At 69.0% G+C, this 18803-nt stretch carries 15 protein-coding genes and 1 pseudogene; 6 read left to right on the forward strand and 10 right to left on the reverse strand.

What is annotated here, in order from left to right:
• Window positions 1-58 precede the first annotated feature (58 nt).
• Entirely contained in the window at window positions 59-1336 is a 1278-nt protein-coding gene (locus E6A26_RS11780; protein ID WP_136611385.1) for an MFS transporter, read from the forward strand.
• Window positions 1337-1467: 131 nt separating this feature from the next.
• On the opposite strand, the gene E6A26_RS11785 is transcribed toward E6A26_RS11780, so the two are convergent.
• Entirely contained in the window at window positions 1468-2814 is a 1347-nt protein-coding gene (locus tag E6A26_RS11785; protein ID WP_136611386.1) for a peptide synthetase, read from the reverse strand.
• A gap of 51 nt (window positions 2815-2865) precedes the next feature.
• Here E6A26_RS11785 and E6A26_RS11790 point away from each other — a divergent pair, with 51 nt between their 5' ends.
• Window positions 2866-3663 carry an alpha/beta fold hydrolase gene (locus E6A26_RS11790; protein ID WP_136611387.1) on the forward strand — a complete coding sequence of 266 codons (798 nt, stop codon included), beginning with the start codon at window positions 2866-2868 and terminating at the stop codon, window positions 3661-3663.
• Between the two features lie 13 nt (window positions 3664-3676).
• On the opposite strand, the gene E6A26_RS11795 is transcribed toward E6A26_RS11790, so the two are convergent.
• Entirely contained in the window at window positions 3677-4597 is a 921-nt protein-coding gene (locus E6A26_RS11795) for an NADP-dependent oxidoreductase (RefSeq protein WP_136611388.1), read from the reverse strand.
• A gap of 104 nt (window positions 4598-4701) precedes the next feature.
• Here E6A26_RS11795 and E6A26_RS11800 point away from each other — a divergent pair, with 104 nt between their 5' ends.
• Window positions 4702-5646 (forward strand): AraC family transcriptional regulator, encoded by a 945-nt coding sequence (locus E6A26_RS11800; protein WP_168928733.1) that lies wholly within the window; start codon window positions 4702-4704, stop codon window positions 5644-5646.
• A 271-nt stretch (window positions 5647-5917) separates the two neighbouring features.
• On the opposite strand, the gene E6A26_RS11805 is transcribed toward E6A26_RS11800, so the two are convergent.
• The 8 genes from E6A26_RS11805 to ilvD all read right to left on the reverse strand — a co-directional run bounded on the left by E6A26_RS11805 (window position 5918) and on the right by ilvD (window position 17465).
• Window positions 5918-7030 carry a branched-chain amino acid aminotransferase gene (locus tag E6A26_RS11805; RefSeq protein WP_136611390.1) on the reverse strand — a complete coding sequence of 371 codons (1113 nt, stop codon included), beginning with the start codon at window positions 7028-7030 and terminating at the stop codon, window positions 5918-5920.
• A 146-nt stretch (window positions 7031-7176) separates the two neighbouring features.
• On the reverse strand, window positions 7177-8229 hold the full coding sequence (locus tag E6A26_RS11810) for a 3-isopropylmalate dehydrogenase (protein ID WP_136611391.1): 1053 nt from the start codon (window positions 8227-8229) through the stop codon (window positions 7177-7179).
• A 239-nt stretch (window positions 8230-8468) separates the two neighbouring features.
• On the reverse strand, window positions 8469-10028 hold the full coding sequence (gene metG, locus E6A26_RS11815; RefSeq protein WP_136611392.1) for a methionine--tRNA ligase: 1560 nt from the start codon (window positions 10026-10028) through the stop codon (window positions 8469-8471).
• Window positions 10029-10164: 136 nt separating this feature from the next.
• Window positions 10165-11760 carry a phosphoglycerate dehydrogenase gene (gene serA, locus E6A26_RS11820; protein ID WP_136611393.1) on the reverse strand — a complete coding sequence of 532 codons (1596 nt, stop codon included), beginning with the start codon at window positions 11758-11760 and terminating at the stop codon, window positions 10165-10167.
• 137 nt (window positions 11761-11897) lie between these two features.
• On the reverse strand, window positions 11898-12989 hold the full coding sequence (ilvC, locus tag E6A26_RS11825; protein ID WP_407695381.1) for a ketol-acid reductoisomerase: 1092 nt from the start codon (window positions 12987-12989) through the stop codon (window positions 11898-11900).
• 1 nt (window position 12990) lies between these two features.
• Window positions 12991-13503 (reverse strand): acetolactate synthase small subunit, encoded by a 513-nt coding sequence (gene ilvN / locus E6A26_RS11830; protein WP_136611395.1) that lies wholly within the window; start codon window positions 13501-13503, stop codon window positions 12991-12993.
• A 3-nt stretch (window positions 13504-13506) separates the two neighbouring features.
• Window positions 13507-15381, reverse strand: coding sequence for an acetolactate synthase large subunit (locus E6A26_RS11835; protein WP_136611396.1), 1875 nt, complete (start codon window positions 15379-15381; stop codon window positions 13507-13509).
• A 356-nt stretch (window positions 15382-15737) separates the two neighbouring features.
• Window positions 15738-17465 (reverse strand): dihydroxy-acid dehydratase, encoded by a 1728-nt coding sequence (ilvD, locus tag E6A26_RS11840; protein ID WP_136611397.1) that lies wholly within the window; start codon window positions 17463-17465, stop codon window positions 15738-15740.
• A gap of 143 nt (window positions 17466-17608) precedes the next feature.
• Here ilvD and E6A26_RS11845 point away from each other — a divergent pair, with 143 nt between their 5' ends.
• From E6A26_RS11845 to E6A26_RS11850, 3 genes and pseudogenes are all read left to right on the forward strand, one after another.
• Entirely contained in the window at window positions 17609-18091 is a 483-nt protein-coding gene (locus E6A26_RS11845; RefSeq protein WP_136611398.1) for a hypothetical protein, read from the forward strand.
• 208 nt (window positions 18092-18299) lie between these two features.
• Window positions 18300-18428 carry a hypothetical protein gene (locus E6A26_RS18060; RefSeq protein ID WP_268815404.1) on the forward strand — a complete coding sequence of 43 codons (129 nt, stop codon included), beginning with the start codon at window positions 18300-18302 and terminating at the stop codon, window positions 18426-18428.
• Window positions 18429-18535: 107 nt separating this feature from the next.
• Window positions 18536-18803: pseudogene (locus E6A26_RS11850) on the forward strand (hypothetical protein); the annotation flags it as partial.

An 18803-nucleotide genomic window follows, 5' to 3' on the forward strand; every position in this document is an offset into this window, starting at 1 on the left:
TCGCTGAGGTCGGCACCGGCGTTGGTAGTGTCGAGGTCACCGATCCTAGGGGGCAGCTTTGGGCGAGGGGACTTCGACCGCGCGGGTTTTTCGGCTGCCCGGGTTTGCCGCATTTTGGGCGGCGTCCACGATCTCCGGGTTCGGGAGTTCGATCACGCAAGTGGCGATTCCGGTGCTCGTCGTCTCGACTCTGGCCGCTACGCCCCTTGAGGTCGGCCTCATCAATGCCGTTCAGTTCCTTCCGTATCTGCTGTTCGGGCTCATCGCGGGCGTCCTCGTGGACGGCGGGCGGAAACGAAGCACGCTCATCGTCACATCGCTGGCCAGTTGCGCGCTCCTTCTCACCATTCCCGCTTTGTGGCTGACGGGGTATCTGTCCCTCTGGACCGTCGCCGCATTGCTCTTCCTCTTCGGCATTGCCGGGCTGCTGAACGCGGCGGCTTCTCAATCGTTCTTGCCGCGCTTGACTCCTCGGAGATACCTGGTGGCGGCAAATGCGCGATTGGATCAAAGTTCGACGGCGGCGCAGACCGCCGGCCCCATGCTCGGCGGTGCGTTGGTCGCCGCGTTGAGCGCGCCCTTTGCAGTACTCGTCGATGCAGTCAGCTACGCCGTCGAGGCGGCGTTGATCGCCCGCATTCGCACGGAGGAGCCGCGAGGCGCACGGAGACAACGGGCCAGGAACGTTCTACGTGACATCCGCGAGGGTCTCGCGTTCATCTACCACCACCGGATGCTCGGGCCGTTGGCCTGGTCCACGCACGTCTGGTTCGTGGCGAATGCCATCGCCCTCGCAGTCTTCGCTCCGTTTGCGCTCCGGGCACTGGACCTTGGCGCCCTGGGGTATGGCATCTCGCTGGCCGCGGCCGGAATAGGAGGCCTGCTGGGCGCGAGCCTCGCGACGAGATCGGGCACCCGCCTCGGAGCGGGCCGTTCCATCCTTGCGGGGCGGGCACTGATTCCCCTGGCCTGGGTGGTGGTCGCGCTGGCGCCGTCGACCTCCCAATCCGGCTCCCTCGCATCCGTGGGCGTTGTCGCTGTCGGGCAATTCGTCTACGGGCTCTCGATGGGCATCGAGAACGCCAACGAGATGGGCTATTGGCAGGCCGCCACGCCAGACGAGCTACAAGGACGAGTCAACGCGACAAGGCGTTCCGCGAATCGGACGATGTTCGTCGTCGGCTCACTCCTCGGCGGTGCCCTCGCGACCCTGCTCGGCTACCGCCCGGCGATCTGGATCGCCGCCGGCGTCTTCCTGATCGCGGTGCTCGTGATCGGCCTTTCGCCGTTTCGCAACGCCCGGCACCTCCAGCACGACGCTCCGGCCACACGATGAGGCTCCCCAAAGCGGGCGGCTGCCCGACGAACGACGACGGCGCGTCCCCCGAGGTGGGGAACGCGCCGTCGTTCGCTGTGGTGAAGGCGCGCTACGCGAGCCGAGTGAGCCAGCCGTGGAGGTCCTCCGGGTCAGCGCGGGCGGGGCGGCTCGTCCGGTTCTGCGCGGGCGACCGTCGCAATCCGGTTCGTGAGCTCGTCGAGCCACGAGCTCACGGTTGCCCGGGCGACGGCGTTGCTGGGGTAGCGGCAACGCAGGTGGAGCCCGTCGTCATTGACGATGAACCAGATCATGAGATTGTCCGTGGGCAGCTCAGCCGAGACGAACTGCGGCTCGAACGACGCCTCGATGCGCAAGGGCAGGCGGCGCACATCGAGCCAGGAGAGCGCGAACATCCCCGGGGGCTCGGTCCCGCCGATGCGGTCGAAGATGGGAGCCAAGGGAAAGGCGCCAAGGCGCACTGCCTCGCCGACCGCCGCAGCGCAGGACGCCGGGGCCGGATCCCCGACGTCGAGCACGGCGTTGGTGATGTACCAGCCGACCGAGTCGCGCCACCGCGGCTCGTTGCGCGAGTGCACGGGGAACACGGCACGCAGCGGCGCGTCCGCAACATCGCGGAACAGCTGAGCGAGCTCGGACAAGACCAGGGGGAGAATTCGCACCTCGCGCGCACGCGCCTGCTCTTCGAGACGCGCAAGCTGGCTGACATCGAGCACATCGCGCACCTCCACAATCGCCGACGACGGCGTCGACACATCCCCCAGCGACAACGGGAACACAGGCATCGCCCCGCCGCCCGCGCGCAAGATCTCCTCCCAGTGCGCGATCACCTCAACCGGCGCCTCGGGCATCGCCGCGAGCGCCCGCGTGTGATCGACGAACGCCGCCGGGAGCGGATCAGCGGGGGCCGCCGCCGAGGTCGCGTCCCCTCCCGCGCCCTCGCCATCGACGCGGGACCTCACCTCGTGGGCGAGGATCAGCAGCGACCACATGTCAACGTGCGCGTGGTCGCTCGCGAGAACGACGACGGGCCGCGGGTCGGGTTCGGCCGGTGAGGGCACCACCATGGCGAGAAGGTACGACGGCGCCGCAAACGGGCGGCACTCTGCGTCAAGCAGCGCGTGCAGCGCCTCGCGCGTCGTTGCGCCCGGGCTTGCCTCATGCTCTCGCCATACGCCGTCGTCGACGGTTGCCTCGTGCAAACGGACCCCAGACTCAGCGGCTGAGAACACGGTGCGCAGGGTGCCGTGTCGGGCGATCGCCGCGCGCCACGCATCAGCGAGCACAGCGTGGCTGGGAGACTGGGCGAGCCGGAATGACACCGCCATCCATGATCCTGCACGATCACCGCGCCCGACGTGGCGGCTCTGGTCGAACGATACGGGCAGCTCGCGCGTCGGATCGGGCGTGGCGCGCACAGCGAAGCTCTGGAGGGACCCCTCTGGCAGGGCCATCTGGGCGACCGTAGTAAGGCGCATGGTGCCGTAGTCTAGGGCCCGGATGTTTCGCGAAAGTACGCGGGAGGGCTCGTGACCTCATTTCAGACGCGCGGCGCGACTCTCGACTTCGATGTCGCCGGAACCACCGGTCCCCTGGTCGTGCAACTGCACGGCCTGACATCCAGCCGCGAGCGCGACGGACAGCTCGGCCTCAACCTCGCACGAGCGCTGCGTGGACACCGGATCCTTCGCTATGACGCCCGCGGCCATGGCCGCTCCACCGGCACGTTCGAGGAAGCCGACTACACCTGGCCCCGCCTTGCCGACGACCTCTTGGCCCTGCTCGACAGTGTCGCCCCGGGCGAGCGGGTACACGGGGTGGGGCCGTCCATGGGGACCGGGACGCTTCTGCATGCTGCAGCGAAAGATCCCGACCGATTCGCGTCCCTGACTCTTGTCACGCCCCCGACGGCTTGGAGGACCAGAGTCGCGCAGCGCGAGACCTACCTGGCCAATGCCACCATGATCGAGCAGGAAGGGGTCGCGGCCTTCGTTCAACAAGGATCCACGGCCCCTTCCCCGCCGGCGCTCGCCGACGCGCCTGAGACGAGCATCGCCGTGGGGCAGAGCCTCCTGCCGACGGTGATGCGCGGCGCGGCGAATACGGACCTGCCGCAGAAGAAGACCATTGCGGCTGTCGAGGTGCCGACCCTTGTCCTTGCCTGGAGCGGCGACCGCTCGCACCCACTGACCACGGCGCATCAGTTGCACGCCACGATGCCCCGAAGCCGCATCGTGGTGGCCCGCACGCCCTACGGCATCTTGGCGTGGCCGGGACTCTTCGCGGAGTTCATCACGACTGTAGGCAAGGGAGATCCGGTCGACTGAGCGGCAACAGTCTCTACGGCTCAAGCACGATCTTGCCGCGGGTGTGCCGGCGCATGAGTTCGCGGTATGCCTCGCGGACCTCAGTGAGCGGGTAGCTCGCGGCGATCGGAACCTCGAGGTCCCCGTCCGCGGCAAGCTTGACGAGCTCGGCCAGGACGGCGGCATTCGCGGAACCGTCCATGCCCTCGCTCTTGACTCCGGTCCGGGCTGCGCCGGCGAAGTCGATGATGGTGTTGATGCGGTCTCTGGCGACGCCGAGGTCTAGTGCCAGATCGACGTAGCCGTTTCCGAAGGTGTCGACGAACGCGTCGATGCCCTCGGGGGCGACGGCGCGGATCCGGTCGGCGACGCCGTCGCCATAGGTGACCGGGACCACGCCGTGCTCCTGCAGCCACTCATGGTGAGGCTCGCTGGCCAGCCCGATGACCGTGGCGCCGGCGCGACGGAGCAGCTGCACCGTCAGCGAGCCCACCCCGCCCGCGGCGCCGGCGACCACGACGGTGTCGCCTAGGCCGGCGTCGACCGCACGCACGTTCGCGTGTGCGGTGGTTCCTGCGACGAACAGCGAGCCGCCGACCTCCCAAGAGACCGCGGGGTCGCGCGCTACGAGATTGGCGGCGGGAACGGCAACCAGCTCTGCATGGCTGGCTCGGGTATCCACCCAACCAATCACCTCGTCCCCCACCGACCAGTCGAGCACCTCGGAGCCGATCTCTTCAACGACGCCGGCGAGGTCGCTGCCCTGGCCGGAGGGGAAGGTCGCAGGCCACCGGTCGTGGAGAACGCCAGCCCGGATCACGCTCTCGCCCGGGCTGATTCCGGCGGCGCGCACGCGCACCAGGACCTCGCCGGCCGCGGGTACCGGCCGGGGCACCTCCCGAACCTCGAGCACGTGGATGTCACCATAATTGTCGAACTGCACTGCCTGGGGCATAGCGCCCTCCCTCCGTGTTTCCGCTCTGCAGCTTCTAGGAAACCGTCTCGGTGAGGCGCGATCCATGCTGGATTCGCCCGATTACATATGCGATCGTCTCAGGTGTGGACGTACTGACGGATCTCTTGCAACGTTCGCGTGCGCGCGGCGCCGCGTTTTCGCATTCGACCGCGCATGGCGCATGGGGGGTCAGATTCCCTGTCGGCGCCCAGCTCGCGATCCACGGCATCCTCGGCGGCGAGGCGTTCGCGTGGACCGACGACGCCGGCACGTCGCGCCACGTTCTGGCCGGCGACATCGTGCTGGTGCGCGGGTCGGCGGAGCATTTCATGGCCCACTCGCCGGGGGCAGAAACGGTTTCGTTCCTGGGCCATCCGTCCGTCGGCCCGCCGGGCGGGGCACAGCGGATGGTGTTCGGCGAGGGCCCCGGAAGCTCAACCACCTTCTTCTGCGGTGCCTACACCTTCGTGGGCGACCTGTGCGCGGGACTACTGGCCGGGCTCCCGGAGCTGACCGTCGTGCGGCCGAGGTCCGGCTCGAGCCTGCGCGCGACTCTCGATGTGTTCGCCGGCGAGCTGCTCGACGATGCTCCCGGACAGCAGGCACTTCTCGACAGCCTCCTCGACGTGGTCCTCGTGCAGGCGCTGCGGGAACAGCTTGCAGCCGATGTTCACGCCGCGCCCGCGTGGTTCCGCGCGATGGACGACCCGACGGTCGGCTCTGCCCTGCGCGCCGTACATGCCGAGCCAGCGCGCAACTGGACGGTCGCGGACTTGGCCGCGGAGGCATCGGTATCCCGCGCCGTGCTGGCACGTCGGTTCACCGCTCTGCTCGGCGTCGCACCTCTGGCCTACGTCACGGACTGGAGGATGGCGCTCGCGCGCGAGCAACTGCGCGAGGGCGCTACCAGTCTTGCCGCTATCGCGCGTTCTCTGGGATACGCGTCGGAGTTCTCCTTCGCCGCAGCCTTCAAGCGTCACCACCGCATGCCGCCGGGGCGCTGGCGGACCGCGTCACGAAGGCAGGCCGCCGGTTTGGCGTCGGTTTGAGTCGGCGAGCCTTCGACGGCGTAGGCGGCGGCATGGTCGGCCGCGGGTGCGGCGGTGCGGACGCTTCATGAGGCCCCGCCGCCAGCATGGGCCGCGCGGAGCCTTGTCGGTGCGGCAAGGCGCCTCGACGAGGAATGCGAGCTACTCATACGAGGCGGCATCCTTCCCGCCGACATGGTCACGCGGAATCGCAGGATTGCCGAGGCCGCGCTGCGACGGCGCGTCCCCCGAGGTGGGGGGACGCGCCGTCGTTGGCTGTGGTGAAGGCGCGCTACGCGAGCCGCGTGAGCCAGCCGTGGAGGTCCTCGACGGTTCCCGTCTGGATGCCGAGGAGCTGCTCGCGGATGGCCATGGCCACGGAGTCGGCGCCGAGCGGCGGCGACACGAACGAACCGTTCGCCGTCTTGAGCTCGCCGATGGGCGTGATGACCGCCGCGGTGCCGCACGCGAACACCTCGGAAAGCGATCCGTCCTCGAGCGACTCGTGCCACTCGTCGATCGTGATCTTGCGCTCCTCGACCTTGTGGCCACGGTCGGAGGCGAGCTGCAGGACGGAATCGCGGGTCACGCCGTGGAGGATGTTGCCGTTGAGCGCGGGCGTGACGATGCGGCCGTCGGTGAAGACGAAGAACACGTTCATGCCGCCGAGCTCCTCGACCGCATTGTCGTTGAACGGATCGAGGAAGAGGACCTGCTTGCAGCCGTGTGCCTCGGCCTCGAGCTGCGCCGCGAGCGACGCCGCATAGTTGCCGCCGCACTTGGCCTCGCCGGTCCCGCCGCGGCCGGCGCGCGCGAAGTGCTCCGAGAGCCAGATGGAGACGGGCTTGAGCTCGCCGCCGAAGTAGTTGCCTGCGGGCGAGGCGATGACGCGGTACGAGACCTCGCGCGACGGGCGGACGCCGAGGAACGCCTCAGTGGCGATCATGAACGGGCGGAGGTAGAGCGCCTCGCCGTCGCCACTCGGGACCCAGTCCTTGTCCACGGAGACGAGCTGGCGGAGCGACTCGATGAAGACCTCGGGGGGAAGCTCCGGGAGGGCAAGTCGCTGCGCCGAGCGGTTGAAGCGGTGGGCGTTCGCCTCGGCGCGGAACGTCCAGACCGAACCGTCGGCGTGCCGGTACGCCTTGAGGCCCTCGAAGATCTCCTGGCCGTAGTGCAGGACCGCGGCGGCCGGGTCCATCGCGATGGGACCGTAGGGCTCAATCCGGGCGTCGTGCCAGCCGCCCTTGCCTTCCGTGTCAGCCGTCCAGTCGACCACTGCCGTGTGGTCGGTGAAGTAGTCGCCGAATCCCGGGTTCGCCAGGATGGCCGCACGCTCCTCAGCGCTCTTCGGGTTGTCCGTGAGCCGCTGCGAGAATTCAACGCCCAGGGCGTTCTGAGTCATGGTTCCTCCACATCCTTGTGCCCAACAGATTCTGGGCACGTGCCCCGACGACCGTGGCCCTCGGGCTGTCAGTGCCATCAGCTTACGCCGAAGCCCACGTTCGCCGGGCGTCGAAACAGGGCCCCCGCCCAACCTCGAGGGCGGCTCTAGACGAGTGCCGCGATCGCGTCGCCGATCTGCGCCGTGGTCCGCTGCTCCCCAGCGGTGCGGGACTCGACCTCGGTCTTGACGGCGGCCTCGATCCGGGCCGCCGCCTCGGCGTAGCCCACGTGGTCGAGCAGGAGCGCGGCCGAGAGGATGGCCGCCGTAGGGTCCGCCTTCTGCTGGCCCGCGATGTCCGGCGCCGAGCCATGGACGGGCTCGAACATGGACGGTGCCGAGCGGTCGAGGTTGATGTTCCCTGAGGCCGCTAGGCCGATGCCGCCCGTGACGGCGCCGGCGAGGTCGGTGAGGATGTCACCGAACAGGTTGTCCGTGACAATCACGTCGAAGCGCGAGGGATCAGTCACGAGGAAGATCGTCGCGGCGTCCACGTGCAGGTAGTCGAGACTCACCTCGGGGAACTCCGCTGCGACGGCTTCGACGGTGCGCTTCCAGAGGTGGCCTGCGTGGACCAGGACGTTGTGCTTGTGAACGAGCGTGACCTTCTTGCGCGGCCGGAGCGATGCCCGCCGGAACGCATCGCGGACCACGCGCTCCACGCCGTAGGCCGTGTTGACGGAGACCTCGGTCGCGATCTCGTGCGGGGTCCCAACGCGAAGTGCGCCGCCGTTGCCCACGTACGGACCCTCGGTGCCCTCACGCACCACGACGAAGTCGACCTCGCCCGGTGCCGCGAGCGGGCTGCCGACACCGGAGTACAGGCGCGAGGGGCGCAGGTTGACGCAGTGGTCAAGGCTGAAGCGCAGCTTGAGGAGCAGTTCGCGCTCGATGAGCCCGGACGGGACGCGGGTGTCCCCCGGGGCCGCGCCGACGGCGCCGAACAGGATGGCGTCCCGCCCGCGGAGATCCTCGAGGACTTGGCCCGGGAGCGTCTCCCCCGTCTCGAGCCAATGCTGGGCGCCGAGCGCGTAATGCGTCTCCTTGACCTCGACGCCCGCTCCGTCGAGCGCCTTGCGGAGCACCTTGAGGGCCTCCTCGGTCACCTCAGGGCCGATTCCGTCACCGGGGATCACTGCAAGGTCGAGTGTCTGGGTCATGGACCAACCCTAGCCGCACCATCCACATGCTGGGCAACCGGTCTCGCAATTCGGACCACGCCACGACGATTCACGGCAGGACACGCGGCCGCGGCGGCTCAGCCCCTGGCATGATGCCTTCCCACCCCGATGCGGCCCACACGCTCGTCCAGGTCATCCTGAGCAATCAGCCGGTGACAGCCCGAGGTCCCGGTCTTCCCGACCGGGACCCGCCGCCTTCGCGGAAGGGTGGCGAGGCGTCAGACCGCCGCGGGCTCCTCGTACTTCGGGAAGACCGGCGACGGCGCCGGCAGCTGGGTGCCGGGCGCGATCCGCGTGCCGAGGGAAGCGAACTCGCGCGGGGCGCCCTCGCCCTGCCCGAGCGCGTCGAGGAGCCTGCCCGCGGAGCCCGGCATGACGGGCTGGACGAGCACGGACACGACGCGCAGGACCTCGAGCGTCACGTACAGGACGGTCGCCATGCGCGCGGGGTCCGTCTTGCGCAGCACCCACGGCGCCTGCTCGGCGAAGTACGCGTTCGTGTCGCCGAGCACGCCCCAGATCGCCTCGAGTGCGCGGCTGAACTCCTGCTTCTCGAACGCGGCCCGGACCGCGTGGAGCAGCCCGTCCGCCGCCGCGAGCAGCGCAGTGTCGGCAGCGGTGAGCTCTCCCGGCTCCGGCACGATCCCCTCGAGATTCTTCGCGACCATCGAGAGCGAGCGCTGCGCGAGGTTGCCGAGGTTGTTGGCGAGGTCTGCGTTCATGCGGCCCACGATCGCCTCGTGGTTGTAGCTCCCGTCCGCGCCGAACGGCACCTCACGGAGGAGGAAGTAGCGCACCTGGTCGAGGCCGTACTGCGCGATGAAGTCCCGCGGCGCGACGACGTTGCCGAGCGACTTCGACATCTTGACGCCGTTGTTCTGCAGGAAGCCGTGGATCATGACGCGCTTGGGCACGTCGAGCCCGGCGCTCATGAGGAACGCGGGCCAGTAGACGGCGTGGAAGCGCGAGATGTCCTTGCCGATCACGTGCACGTCCGCGGGCCAGTACTTCCGGAACTCCTCCGACTCGACGTCCGGGAAGCCGACTCCGGTGAGGTAGTTCGTGAGCGCGTCGACCCACACGTACATGACGTGGCCGGGGGCGTCGGGGACGGGAATGCCCCAGTCGAACGTGGTGCGCGAGATCGAGAGGTCCTCGAGGCCGCGCTTGACGAAGGAGATGACCTCGTTGAACCGGTACTGCGGCGCACCGAACTCGGGCTGCGACTCGTAGAGCGCGATGAGCCGGTCCTGGTAGGCCGAGAGGCGGAAGAAGTAGCTCTCCTCCGCCGTCCAGGTGACCTCGGTGTCGGTCTCCTTCGTGTACCGCACGCCGTCGCGGACCACGGTCTCGTCCTCGGTGTAGTACGCCTCGTCGCGCACCGAGTACCAGCCCTCGTACTTGTCGAGGTAGATGTCGCCGTTGGCCTCCATGCGCTTCCAGATGGCGGCCGCGGCGGCGTAGTGGTCCGCGTCGGTCGTGCGGATGAAGCGGTCGTACGTGATGCCGAGCTCGGCGTGGGTCTGCTTGTAGAGCTCGGCGTTTCGGTCCACGAACTCCTTCGGCGTGATGCCGGCCTTCTGTGCGGACTGCGCGATCTTGAGTCCGTGCTCGTCCGTGCCGGTCATGAAGAAGACCTCGTGCCCGTCGAGGCGCTTGAAGCGCGCCATCGCATCCGTCGCGATGTACTCGTAGGCGTGCCCGATGTGCGGCTCGCCGTTCGGGTACGTGATGGCGGTCGTGATGTAGAAGGGTGCCTTCTGGGCTGCGGACGTCACCCTAAGAATTTACCGGATCCGCGAGGCCGGCGCGGCGAATGCGTCAACGGACGACGGCGGGCCCCACCGCATGTGGTGGGGCCCGCCGTCGTCGTGGGTGTCGTGCCGATCCAGCTCAGCTGGCCAGCTCAGGAAACTAGTCCTCGAGGTCGATCTCGCGGACCGCGGTCGCGCCGATCTCGCTCTTGACGGTCTCGAGCACGGTGGCCGGGATCTTGGAGTCGACCGTGAGGAGGGCCATGGCCTCCCCTGCCTCCTCGGCGCGGGCCACCTGCATCCCGGCGATGTTGACGCTGTTCATGCCGAGGATGTGCCCGATCGTGCCGATCACGCCCGGGCGGTCCGTGTAGGCCATGACCACGAGGTGGTCGGAGATCGGGATCTCGACGTCGTAGCCGTTGACCCCCACGAGCTTCTGGACCTGCTTCGGCCCCGTGAGCGTGCCGGCCACCGAGACCTGCGAGCCGTCGGAGAGCAGGCCGCGGATCGTGAGGACGTTGCGGTAGTCCTCCGCCTCGCTCGTGGTGAGGAGGCGCACCGTGACGCCGCGCTGCTCGGCGAGCACCGGGGCGTTCACGTAGGAGACCTTCTCCGACACGATGTCCGTGAAGACCCCCTTGAGCGCCGCGAGCTCGAGGGACTTCACGTCGAGCGACGCGATCTCGCCCGCGACCTCGACGTCGATCTGCGTGACCGGCTCGTGGCTGAGCGCCGTGAAGATGCGGCCGAGCTTCTCGATGAGCGGGATGCCCGGGCGGACGTCCGGCGCGATGACGCCGCCGGCCACGTTGACCGCGTCCGGCACGAGCTCGCCCGCGAGGGCCAGCCGCACCGACTTCGCGACCGAGATGCCGGCCTTCTCCTGGGCCTCGTCCGTCGACGCGCCGAGGTGCGGGGTCACGACCACGCTCGGGCTGCCGAAGAACGCGAGGTCCGTGCTGGGCTCCTTCGCGAAGACGTCGATGCCGGCACCGGCGATCTCGCCGTTCTCGAGCGCCTCCGCGAGCGCGTCCTCGTCGACGAGCCCGCCACGGGCCACGTTGACCACGTACGCCGAGCTCTTCATCTTCTTGAACGCCTCGGCGCCGAGCATGCCGACCGTCTCCGGCGTCTTCGGCATGTGGATCGTGATGAAGTCGCTCTGGGCGAGCAGCTCGTCGAGCGTGAGGAGCTTGACCCCGAGCTGGGCCGCGCGCGCGGACGTGACGTACGGGTCGAACGCGACGATGTTCATCTCGAACGCCTGCATCCGGGCCGCGACGAGCGCACCGATCCGGCCGAGGCCGATCACGCCGAGGGTCTTGTCGAGCAGCTCGGTGCCCGCGTACTTGGAGCGCTTCCACTCGCCGCCCTTAAGGGACGCGTTGGCGGCCGGGATGTTGCGCGCGAGGCTCAGGATGTGGCCGCACGTGAGCTCGGCGGCGGAGACGATGTTCGAGGTCGGCGCGTTCACCACCATGACTCCGGCCTGCGTGGCCGCCTTGATGTCGACATTGTCGAGGCCCACGCCCGCGCGGGCGATGACCTTTAGCTTCTTGGCGGCCGCGATGGCCTCGGCGTCGACCTTCGTCGCGGAGCGGACGAGGATGGCGTCGACGTCGGCGATCGCGGGCAGGAGCTGAGCGCGGTCGGCGCCGTCGGTGTGGCGGATCTCGAAGTCGGGGCCCAGGGCCTCGATGGTGGCGTGGGAAAGTTCCTCGGCAAGAAGGACGACGGGCTTGTCGGTAGACACGGGCGGGGCCTCCGGTTCGGGCGGGTGGGGCTGTGGTGAGTCGAGGGGGGCTGGAAGGCCGGGTGTGCACTGGGTCACACCCTGGGCGGTGACAGCCGAAGCGGCGGGTGCCGGGCACCCGCCGCCTCGATCGTCGACTAGCGGGCTGCGCTGCCCTCGGTGTAGTCGTTGTCCTGCTGGCTCCACGAGAAGTGCGATCGGAGGTCCTTGCCGGTCGCCTCGATCGGGTGGCCGGCCTCCTTCTCGCGAAGCTGGAGGAACTCGACAGCGCCGTTGTCCTGGTCGTCGATGAACCGCTTCGCGAAGGCACCCGACTGGATGTCCGCGAGGATCTCCTTCATCGACTCCTTGACCGCCGGCGAGACGACGCGCGGACCCGAGACGTAGTCGCCGTACTCGGCCGTGTCGGAGATGCTCCAGCGCTGCTTCGCGATGCCGCCCTCCCACATGAGGTCGACGATGAGCTTGAGCTCGTGGAGGACCTCGAAGTAGGCGATCTCCGGCTGGTAGCCGGCCTCGGTGAGGGTCTCGAAGCCCGCCTGGACCAGGTGGGACATGCCACCGCAGAGCACGGCCTGCTCGCCGAAGAGGTCAGTTTCCGTCTCCTCGGTGAACGTCGTCTTGATGACGCCGGCCCGCGTGCCGCCGATGCCCTTCGCGTAGGCCTTCGCGAGGTCCCACGCCTTGCCCGTGGCGTCCTGCTCGACCGCGATGATGTCCGGGATGCCGCGGCCGGCGACGTACTCGCGGCGCACCGTGTGGCCCGGGGCCTTCGGCGCGACGAGGATGACGTCGACGCCCGCCGGCGGCTGGATGTAGCCGAAGCGGATGTTGAAGCCGTGGCCGAACACGAGGGCGTCGCCGTCCTTGAGGGCCGGGGCGATGTCCTGCGCGTACAGGTGGCGCTGCGTCTGGTCCGGCGCGAGGATCACGACGACGTCGGCCTCCTCCGCGGCCTCGCGCGGGGTCAGGACGCGGAGCCCCTCCTCCTCGGCCTTGGGGCGGCTCTTCGAGCCCTCGAGCAGGCCGACGCGGACGTCGACGCCCGAGTCGCGGAGGTTGAGCGCGTGGGCGTGGCCCTGGCTGCCGTAGCCGATCACGGCGACCTTGCGGCTCTGGATCACCGAAAGGTCGGCGTCGTCGTCGTAGTAGAGCTCGGTCATTTCTTCTCCCTTGACTTGCTTCTCGGATGCGTGGGGGCGGCGCCCGCCCTCGCGGGCGCCGCGCAAACTAGCTCGCGCGGAGTGCGCGGTCGCTCATCGACCGCGCACCGCGGCCGATCGCGAGGGTTCCGGACTGGACGATCTCGCGGACGCCGAACGGCTCGAGCACCGTGAGCAGCGCTTCGAGCTTCTCGGTGGTGCCCGTCGCCTCGATGACGAGCGCATCGGTCGAGACGTCCACGATCGACGCGCGGAACAGGTCAACGGCCTGGGTCACCTGGATGCGGGTGGCCGCGTCGGCGCGAACCTTGATGAGGAGGTGGTCGCGACGCACCGAGTTCTCGGGCAGCAGCTCGACGATCTTGATGACGTTGATGAGCTTGTTGAGCTGCTTCGTGACCTGCTCGAGCAGATCGCCCTCGGCGTCGACCACGACCGTGATGCGGGAGATGCCCTCGACCTCGGTCGGCCCGACCGCGAGCGAGTGGATGTTGAACGCGCGGCGGGCGAAGAGGCCTGCGACGCGCGTGAGCACGCCGGGCTTGTCCTCGACCAGCACGGACAGGGTGTGGCGGGCCATGCGTCAGTCCTCCTCTTCCCACACGGGCGTGGAATTGCGGGCCACCTGGATCAGGTCATTGCTGACGCCGGAGGGCACCATAGGCCAGACCATCGCGTTCGGGCTCACGACGAAGTCGATCACCACGGGACGGTCGTTGATCTCGAGGGCCTTCTTGATGACCTCGTCGATCTCCTCCTCGCGCTCGACGCGGAACGACGCACAGCCGTACGCCTCGCCCAGCTTGACGAAGTCGGGGACGCGCACCGTCTCGGCGCCCGTGTGGAGGTCGGTGTTGGAGTAGCGGCCGTCGTAGAAGAGCGTCTGCCACTGCCGGACCATCCCGAGCGAAGAGTTGTTGATGACCGCGACCTTGATCGGGATCTTGTTGAGCGTGCACGTGGCCAGCTCCTGGTTGGTCATCTGGAAGCACCCGTCGCCGTCGATCGCCCACACGACCCGGTCCGGATTGCCGACCTTCGCGCCCATCGCCGCAGGGACGGAGTAGCCCATCGTGCCGAGGCCGGCGGAGTTGAGCCAGGCGCGCGGCCGCTCGTAGTCGATGAACTGCGCAGCCCACATCTGGTGCTGCCCCACGCCCGCCACGTAGACGCCCTCGGGGCCCGTGAGCTGCCCGATGCGCTTGATGATCTTCTGCGGGGCCAACAGACCGTCCTCGGGCTCGGTCCAGCCGAGGGGGTAGTCCTCCTTGAGCCGGCGCAGGAACGTCCACCAGGCCGTCAGGTCGGCGGGGCCGTCCTTCTCCTGGAGCGCGCGCACGGCGTCGGAGAGCTCGGGGAGGATCTCCTTCACGGAGCCCACGATCGGCACGTCCGCCGTGCGGTTCTTGGAGATCTCCGCGGGGTCGATGTCCGCGTGGATCACCTTCGCGCTCGGCGCGAACGTGCTCAACACGCCCGTGACGCGGTCGTCGAAGCGTGCGCCGAGCGTCACGAGCAGGTCGGCCTGCTGGAGCGCTGTCACGGCCGAGACCGAGCCGTGCATGCCGGGCATGCCCACGTGCTGCGGGTGTGCGTCGGGGAAGGCCCCGCGAGCCGTGAGGGTCGTGACGACGGGCGCGCCCGTCGTCTCCGCGAGGCGAAGGAGCTCCTCCGACGCGTCTGCCTTGATCACGCCGCCGCCCACGTAGAGCACGGGCTTCGACGAGGCCGCGATGAGCCTGGCCGCCTCGCGGACCTGCTTGCTGTGGCCGCGCGTCACGGGGCGGTAGCCCGGGAGGTCGACCTTGGGCGGCCAGCTGAACGTCATCTTGGCCTGCTGGGCGTCCTTCGTCACATCCACGAGGACGGGGCCGGGGCGGCCGGTCGACGCGAGGTGGAAGGCCTCCGCGAGGGTGTGCGGGATGTCTTCGGCGCGCGTGACGAGGAACGAGTGCTTCGTGACCGGCATCGTGATACCGACGATGTCCGCTTCCTGGAAGGCGTCGGAGCCGATGACGCTGCTCGCGACCTGCCCGGTGATTGCGACGAGGGGCACGGAGTCCATATGCGCGTCGGCGATCGCGGTCACCAGATTGGTGGCACCCGGACCGGACGTCGCAATGCAGACCCCAACACGTCCCGTGACCATCGCATACCCTTGGGCAGCGTGGCCGGCGCCCTGCTCGTGGCGCACCAGGACGTGGTTGATCTTCGAAGCCATCAGAGGGTCGTAGGTCGGCAGGATCGCGCCGCCCGGAAGACCAAAGACATCGTCCACGCCAAGTTCCTCGAGCGAGCGGACGATTGCTTCAGATCCAGTCATCTCTGTGGGCTCAACAACACGGTTGGGCCCCAGGACGGCAGAGGCAGAGTCGACAGAGTCGACAGAATCCGCGGCCTTGGCCGCAGACGGCTTCGAAGCCATCAGCGATGGGCTGATTGGCGTTCCTTTGCTCATCAGTCTCTTCCTTAGGATCTTCGTGGCGAAGGAGCTGTGCCCAGCTCAAATAAAAACAACCCCTGTGAGCCTTTCGGCTCTCCGAGGGGTTGCGCGTGACAGAACGTTGCCAGTCGGGCTTTAGTGGGCCACGCGCTTGGCAAGGACGACGACATTGAGCACCATGTCGGCCGAAACGGTCTGCATGCCCACAGTCTTCACAATGGCTCCTCAGAGTGTCAATCGGTGAACCGACTGTCTCAACATGCGGACAGCCATCCACTCAGTGAGACCGCGGGGTGGCGAGGCAAGGACCTCGCCACCCGTGGACGGTCGTCGCGGTGCTGTCAGCTGAGCCGCCGTCAGCTGAGCCGCCGTCAGCTGAGGACGGCACCCTCGCTCGCCGAGTGCACGAGCTTGGCGTACTTGGACAGCACGCCCTTCGTGAACTTCGCCGGGAGCGGCTGCCAGCCCTCGCGGCGCGAATCGAGCTCGGAGCCGTCGACGAGGAGCTCGATCGTGCGGTTCGGGATGTCCACGCGGATCCGGTCGCCGTCGCGAACAAAGGCGATGGGGCCGCCGTCGACCGCCTCTGGGGCGACGTGCCCGATGCACAGGCCCGTCGTGCCGCCCGAGAAGCGACCGTCCGTGAGGAGCAGGACGTCCTTGCCCAGCCCCGCCCCCTTGATCGCGCCCGTGATCGCGAGCATCTCGCGCATGCCCGGGCCGCCCTTGGGGCCTTCGTAGCGGATGACGACGACGTCCCCCGCCTCGATCTCGCCGTTGTCGAGGGCATCGAGCGCGCCCTGCTCGCGCTCGAACACGCGGGCCTTGCCCTCGAAGACCTCGGCGTCGAAGCCTGCGGTCTTGACGACCGCGCCCTCAGGAGCGAGCGAGCCGCGGAGCACCGAGAGGCCGCCCGTCTTGTGGATCGGGTTGTCCATGGCCCGGACGATCTTGCCGTCGAGGTCCGGGGGCGCGATCTCGGCGAGGTTCTCAGCGACCGTCTTGCCGGTCACCGTGAGCGCATCGCCGTGCAGGAGACCCGCATCCAGGAGCGCGCGCATGACGACGGGGACGCCGCCCACGCGGTCGAGGTCGTACATGACGTAGCGGCCGAACGGCTTGAGGTCGCCGAGGTGCGGGACCTTGTCGCCGATGCGGTTGAAGTCCTCGAGCTCGAGCTCGACCTCGGCCTCGCGGGCGATGGCCAGGAGGTGAAGGACGGCGTTGGTCGAGCCGCCGAACGCCATGACCACGGCGATGGCGTTCTCGAACGCCTTGCGCGTCATGATGTCGCGGGCGGTGATGCCTTGACGGAGGAGGTTGACCACGGCCTCGCCCGAGCGGTGCGCGAACATGTCGCGACGGCGGTCGGCCGAGGGCGGGGCCGCGGAGCCGGGGAGCGACATGCCGAGGGCCTCCGCGGCGCTCGCCATGGTGTTCGCGGTGTACATGCCGCCGCATGCACCCTCGCCGGGGCAGATGGCCCGCTCGATGCGGTCCAGATCGCCCTTCGACATCTTGCCCGCGGCGCACGCGCCGACGGCCTCGAACGCGTCGATGAGGGTCACGTCCTTCTCGGTGCCGTCCTCGAGCTTGACCCAGCCGGGCATGATCGAGCCCGCGTACAGGAAGACGCTCGAGACGTCGAGGCGGGCCGCAGCCATGAGCATGCCGGGAAGGGACTTGTCGCAGCCGGCGAGGAGCACCTGGCCGTCGATGCGCTCGGCCTGCATGACGGTCTCGACCGAGTCCGCGATGATCTCGCGCGAGACGAGGGAGAAGTGCATGCCCTGATGGCCCATCGAGATGCCGTCGGACACCGAGATCGTGCCGAACTGCATCGGGAAGCCGCCGGCTGCGTGGACGCCCTCCTTCGCGGCCTTCGCGAGACGGTCGAGCGACAGGTTGCACGGGGTGATCTCGTTCCACGAGCTCGCAATGCCGACCTGCGGCTTGGCGAAGTCCTCATCGCCGAACCCGACGGCGCGGAGCATTCCGCGCGCCGGTGCAGCATGGATGCCGTCGGTCACGACACGGCTGCGCGGCTTGATGTCGACGCCCTCGGAGGGCGCGGGAGATGTCTGGCTCTGCTCGGTCATGGGGAGAGTCTATGACCGCCGTTCTCGTGGTCGGGGAGCGATCACGGCCGCTGCCGCGAGATTCAGCGTTTGTTTCGCCCAAATCACGGACATCTGTCCGCATGATGGACACGTAGACTGGGGACGCGGCGAAAGGAGCAAGCGTGAGCAGCCAGCACCCGCCCCACCCCGAAGGCAGGGCCCGTGCCATGACAGACGCAGCCCTCAAGACGGCACTGCATCGGATCTTCGACGGACAGATCCCCAACTACGGCTCGTACAACCTGGTGTGCGCGGCCGAGACAGGCGGAACGGTCGACGGCGTCCTGCCGGGCGCGCCGGTGCCGCACGGCTTCGTCCTGGGCTACCGGAGGCAGCCTGCCGAGCTTGTCATCGCGCCCTTCGATCGGCGCACCCTCGCACCCGCTGGCCGGCCATGGACGGTCGACCTGACGAACCTCGTCTACGCCGAGGAGGCCACCCCGGGGGCGTTCGACGTGGGCACGAGCACGGGCCGGATCTTCTCGTTCACGGTTCGTGGGCGCTGCGTCATCGACTCGCCCAGCCCCGCCACGCCGCGGGTCGTCGAGCAGGAGGACGACGCCGAGGACTTCGCCGAGTTCATGCGGGTGCTCGCGGCCCTCTGAGCGCCGCCCCGAGATTCGGCTCCCCGCCCCGCCCCGAGGTCCGGCTCCCCGCCCCGCCCCGAGGTCCGGCTCCCCGCCCCGCCCCGAGGTCCGGCTCCCCGCCCTAGGTCCAAGTTCTCTGGACAGGCGTTCTGGCCACCCCTTCAATGATCCCAAGCGCGCCGCGGGCAGCCGGCCCACGACGGCGCGCCGAGCGAGGGAGGTCGCCGTGGACTGGCTGCCCATCACCGTATCCGCAATCCTGCTTGCCGCCGCGGCGGCTTGGACCGTCCTGCACGAGGACACCTCCACCGTGGGCACTGGGAGGCACCGCCTCCAGCGCCGCCCCACCTCCTGACGCCCGCCTGCCCGGGGCGCGGGAATTTCGCATCTCCAACGCTTGATTGGACATGTCCAGCGGAGTAGCCTCACGCCATCATTTCACTTGGATAGTGGGGGTACTCCATGTCATCTCGTTCGCTCTTCCGTGCGCTCGCCGGCGCTGCGCTCGCCCTCTCCCTCGCGGGATGCGGCGGCACCGCCAGCACGACCCCGAAGGCCAGCCCGCCGCCGTCGTCCGCCGTGTCGGTCACGGCGAGCGCCACCCCGTCGCCCACGCTCACGACTCTCGCGCCCGCGCCGAGCGCGACGAGTGCGAGCCCGGTCGCGGCGCCGGCGACCGTCGCGCCCGCGCCTGCCGCTCCAGCGCCGGTCGCGCCCGCGCCGGTCGCCC

Source organism: Sinomonas albida (assembly GCF_004919045.1).
GTDB lineage: Bacteria > Actinomycetota > Actinomycetes > Actinomycetales > Micrococcaceae > Sinomonas > Sinomonas albida.

What these genes read in the sequence shown, in the direction of transcription:
- ilvN (WP_136611395.1), bottom strand. Translation starts at nt 13,503, where the DNA reads ATGGCCCGCCACACCCTGTCCGTGCTGGTCGAGGACAAGCCCGGCGTG.
- E6A26_RS11785 (WP_136611386.1), bottom strand. Translation starts at nt 2,814, where the DNA reads ATGCGCCTTACTACGGTCGCCCAGATGGCCCTGCCAGAGGGGTCCCTC.
- E6A26_RS11795 (WP_136611388.1), bottom strand. Translation starts at nt 4,597, where the DNA reads ATGCCCCAGGCAGTGCAGTTCGACAATTATGGTGACATCCACGTGCTC.
- E6A26_RS11805 (WP_136611390.1), bottom strand. Translation starts at nt 7,030, where the DNA reads ATGACTCAGAACGCCCTGGGCGTTGAATTCTCGCAGCGGCTCACGGAC.
- ilvD (WP_136611397.1), bottom strand. Translation starts at nt 17,465, where the DNA reads ATGACCGAGCAGAGCCAGACATCTCCCGCGCCCTCCGAGGGCGTCGAC.
- E6A26_RS11810 (WP_136611391.1), bottom strand. Translation starts at nt 8,229, where the DNA reads ATGACCCAGACACTCGACCTTGCAGTGATCCCCGGTGACGGAATCGGC.
- E6A26_RS11835 (WP_136611396.1), bottom strand. Translation starts at nt 15,381, where the DNA reads ATGAGCAAAGGAACGCCAATCAGCCCATCGCTGATGGCTTCGAAGCCG.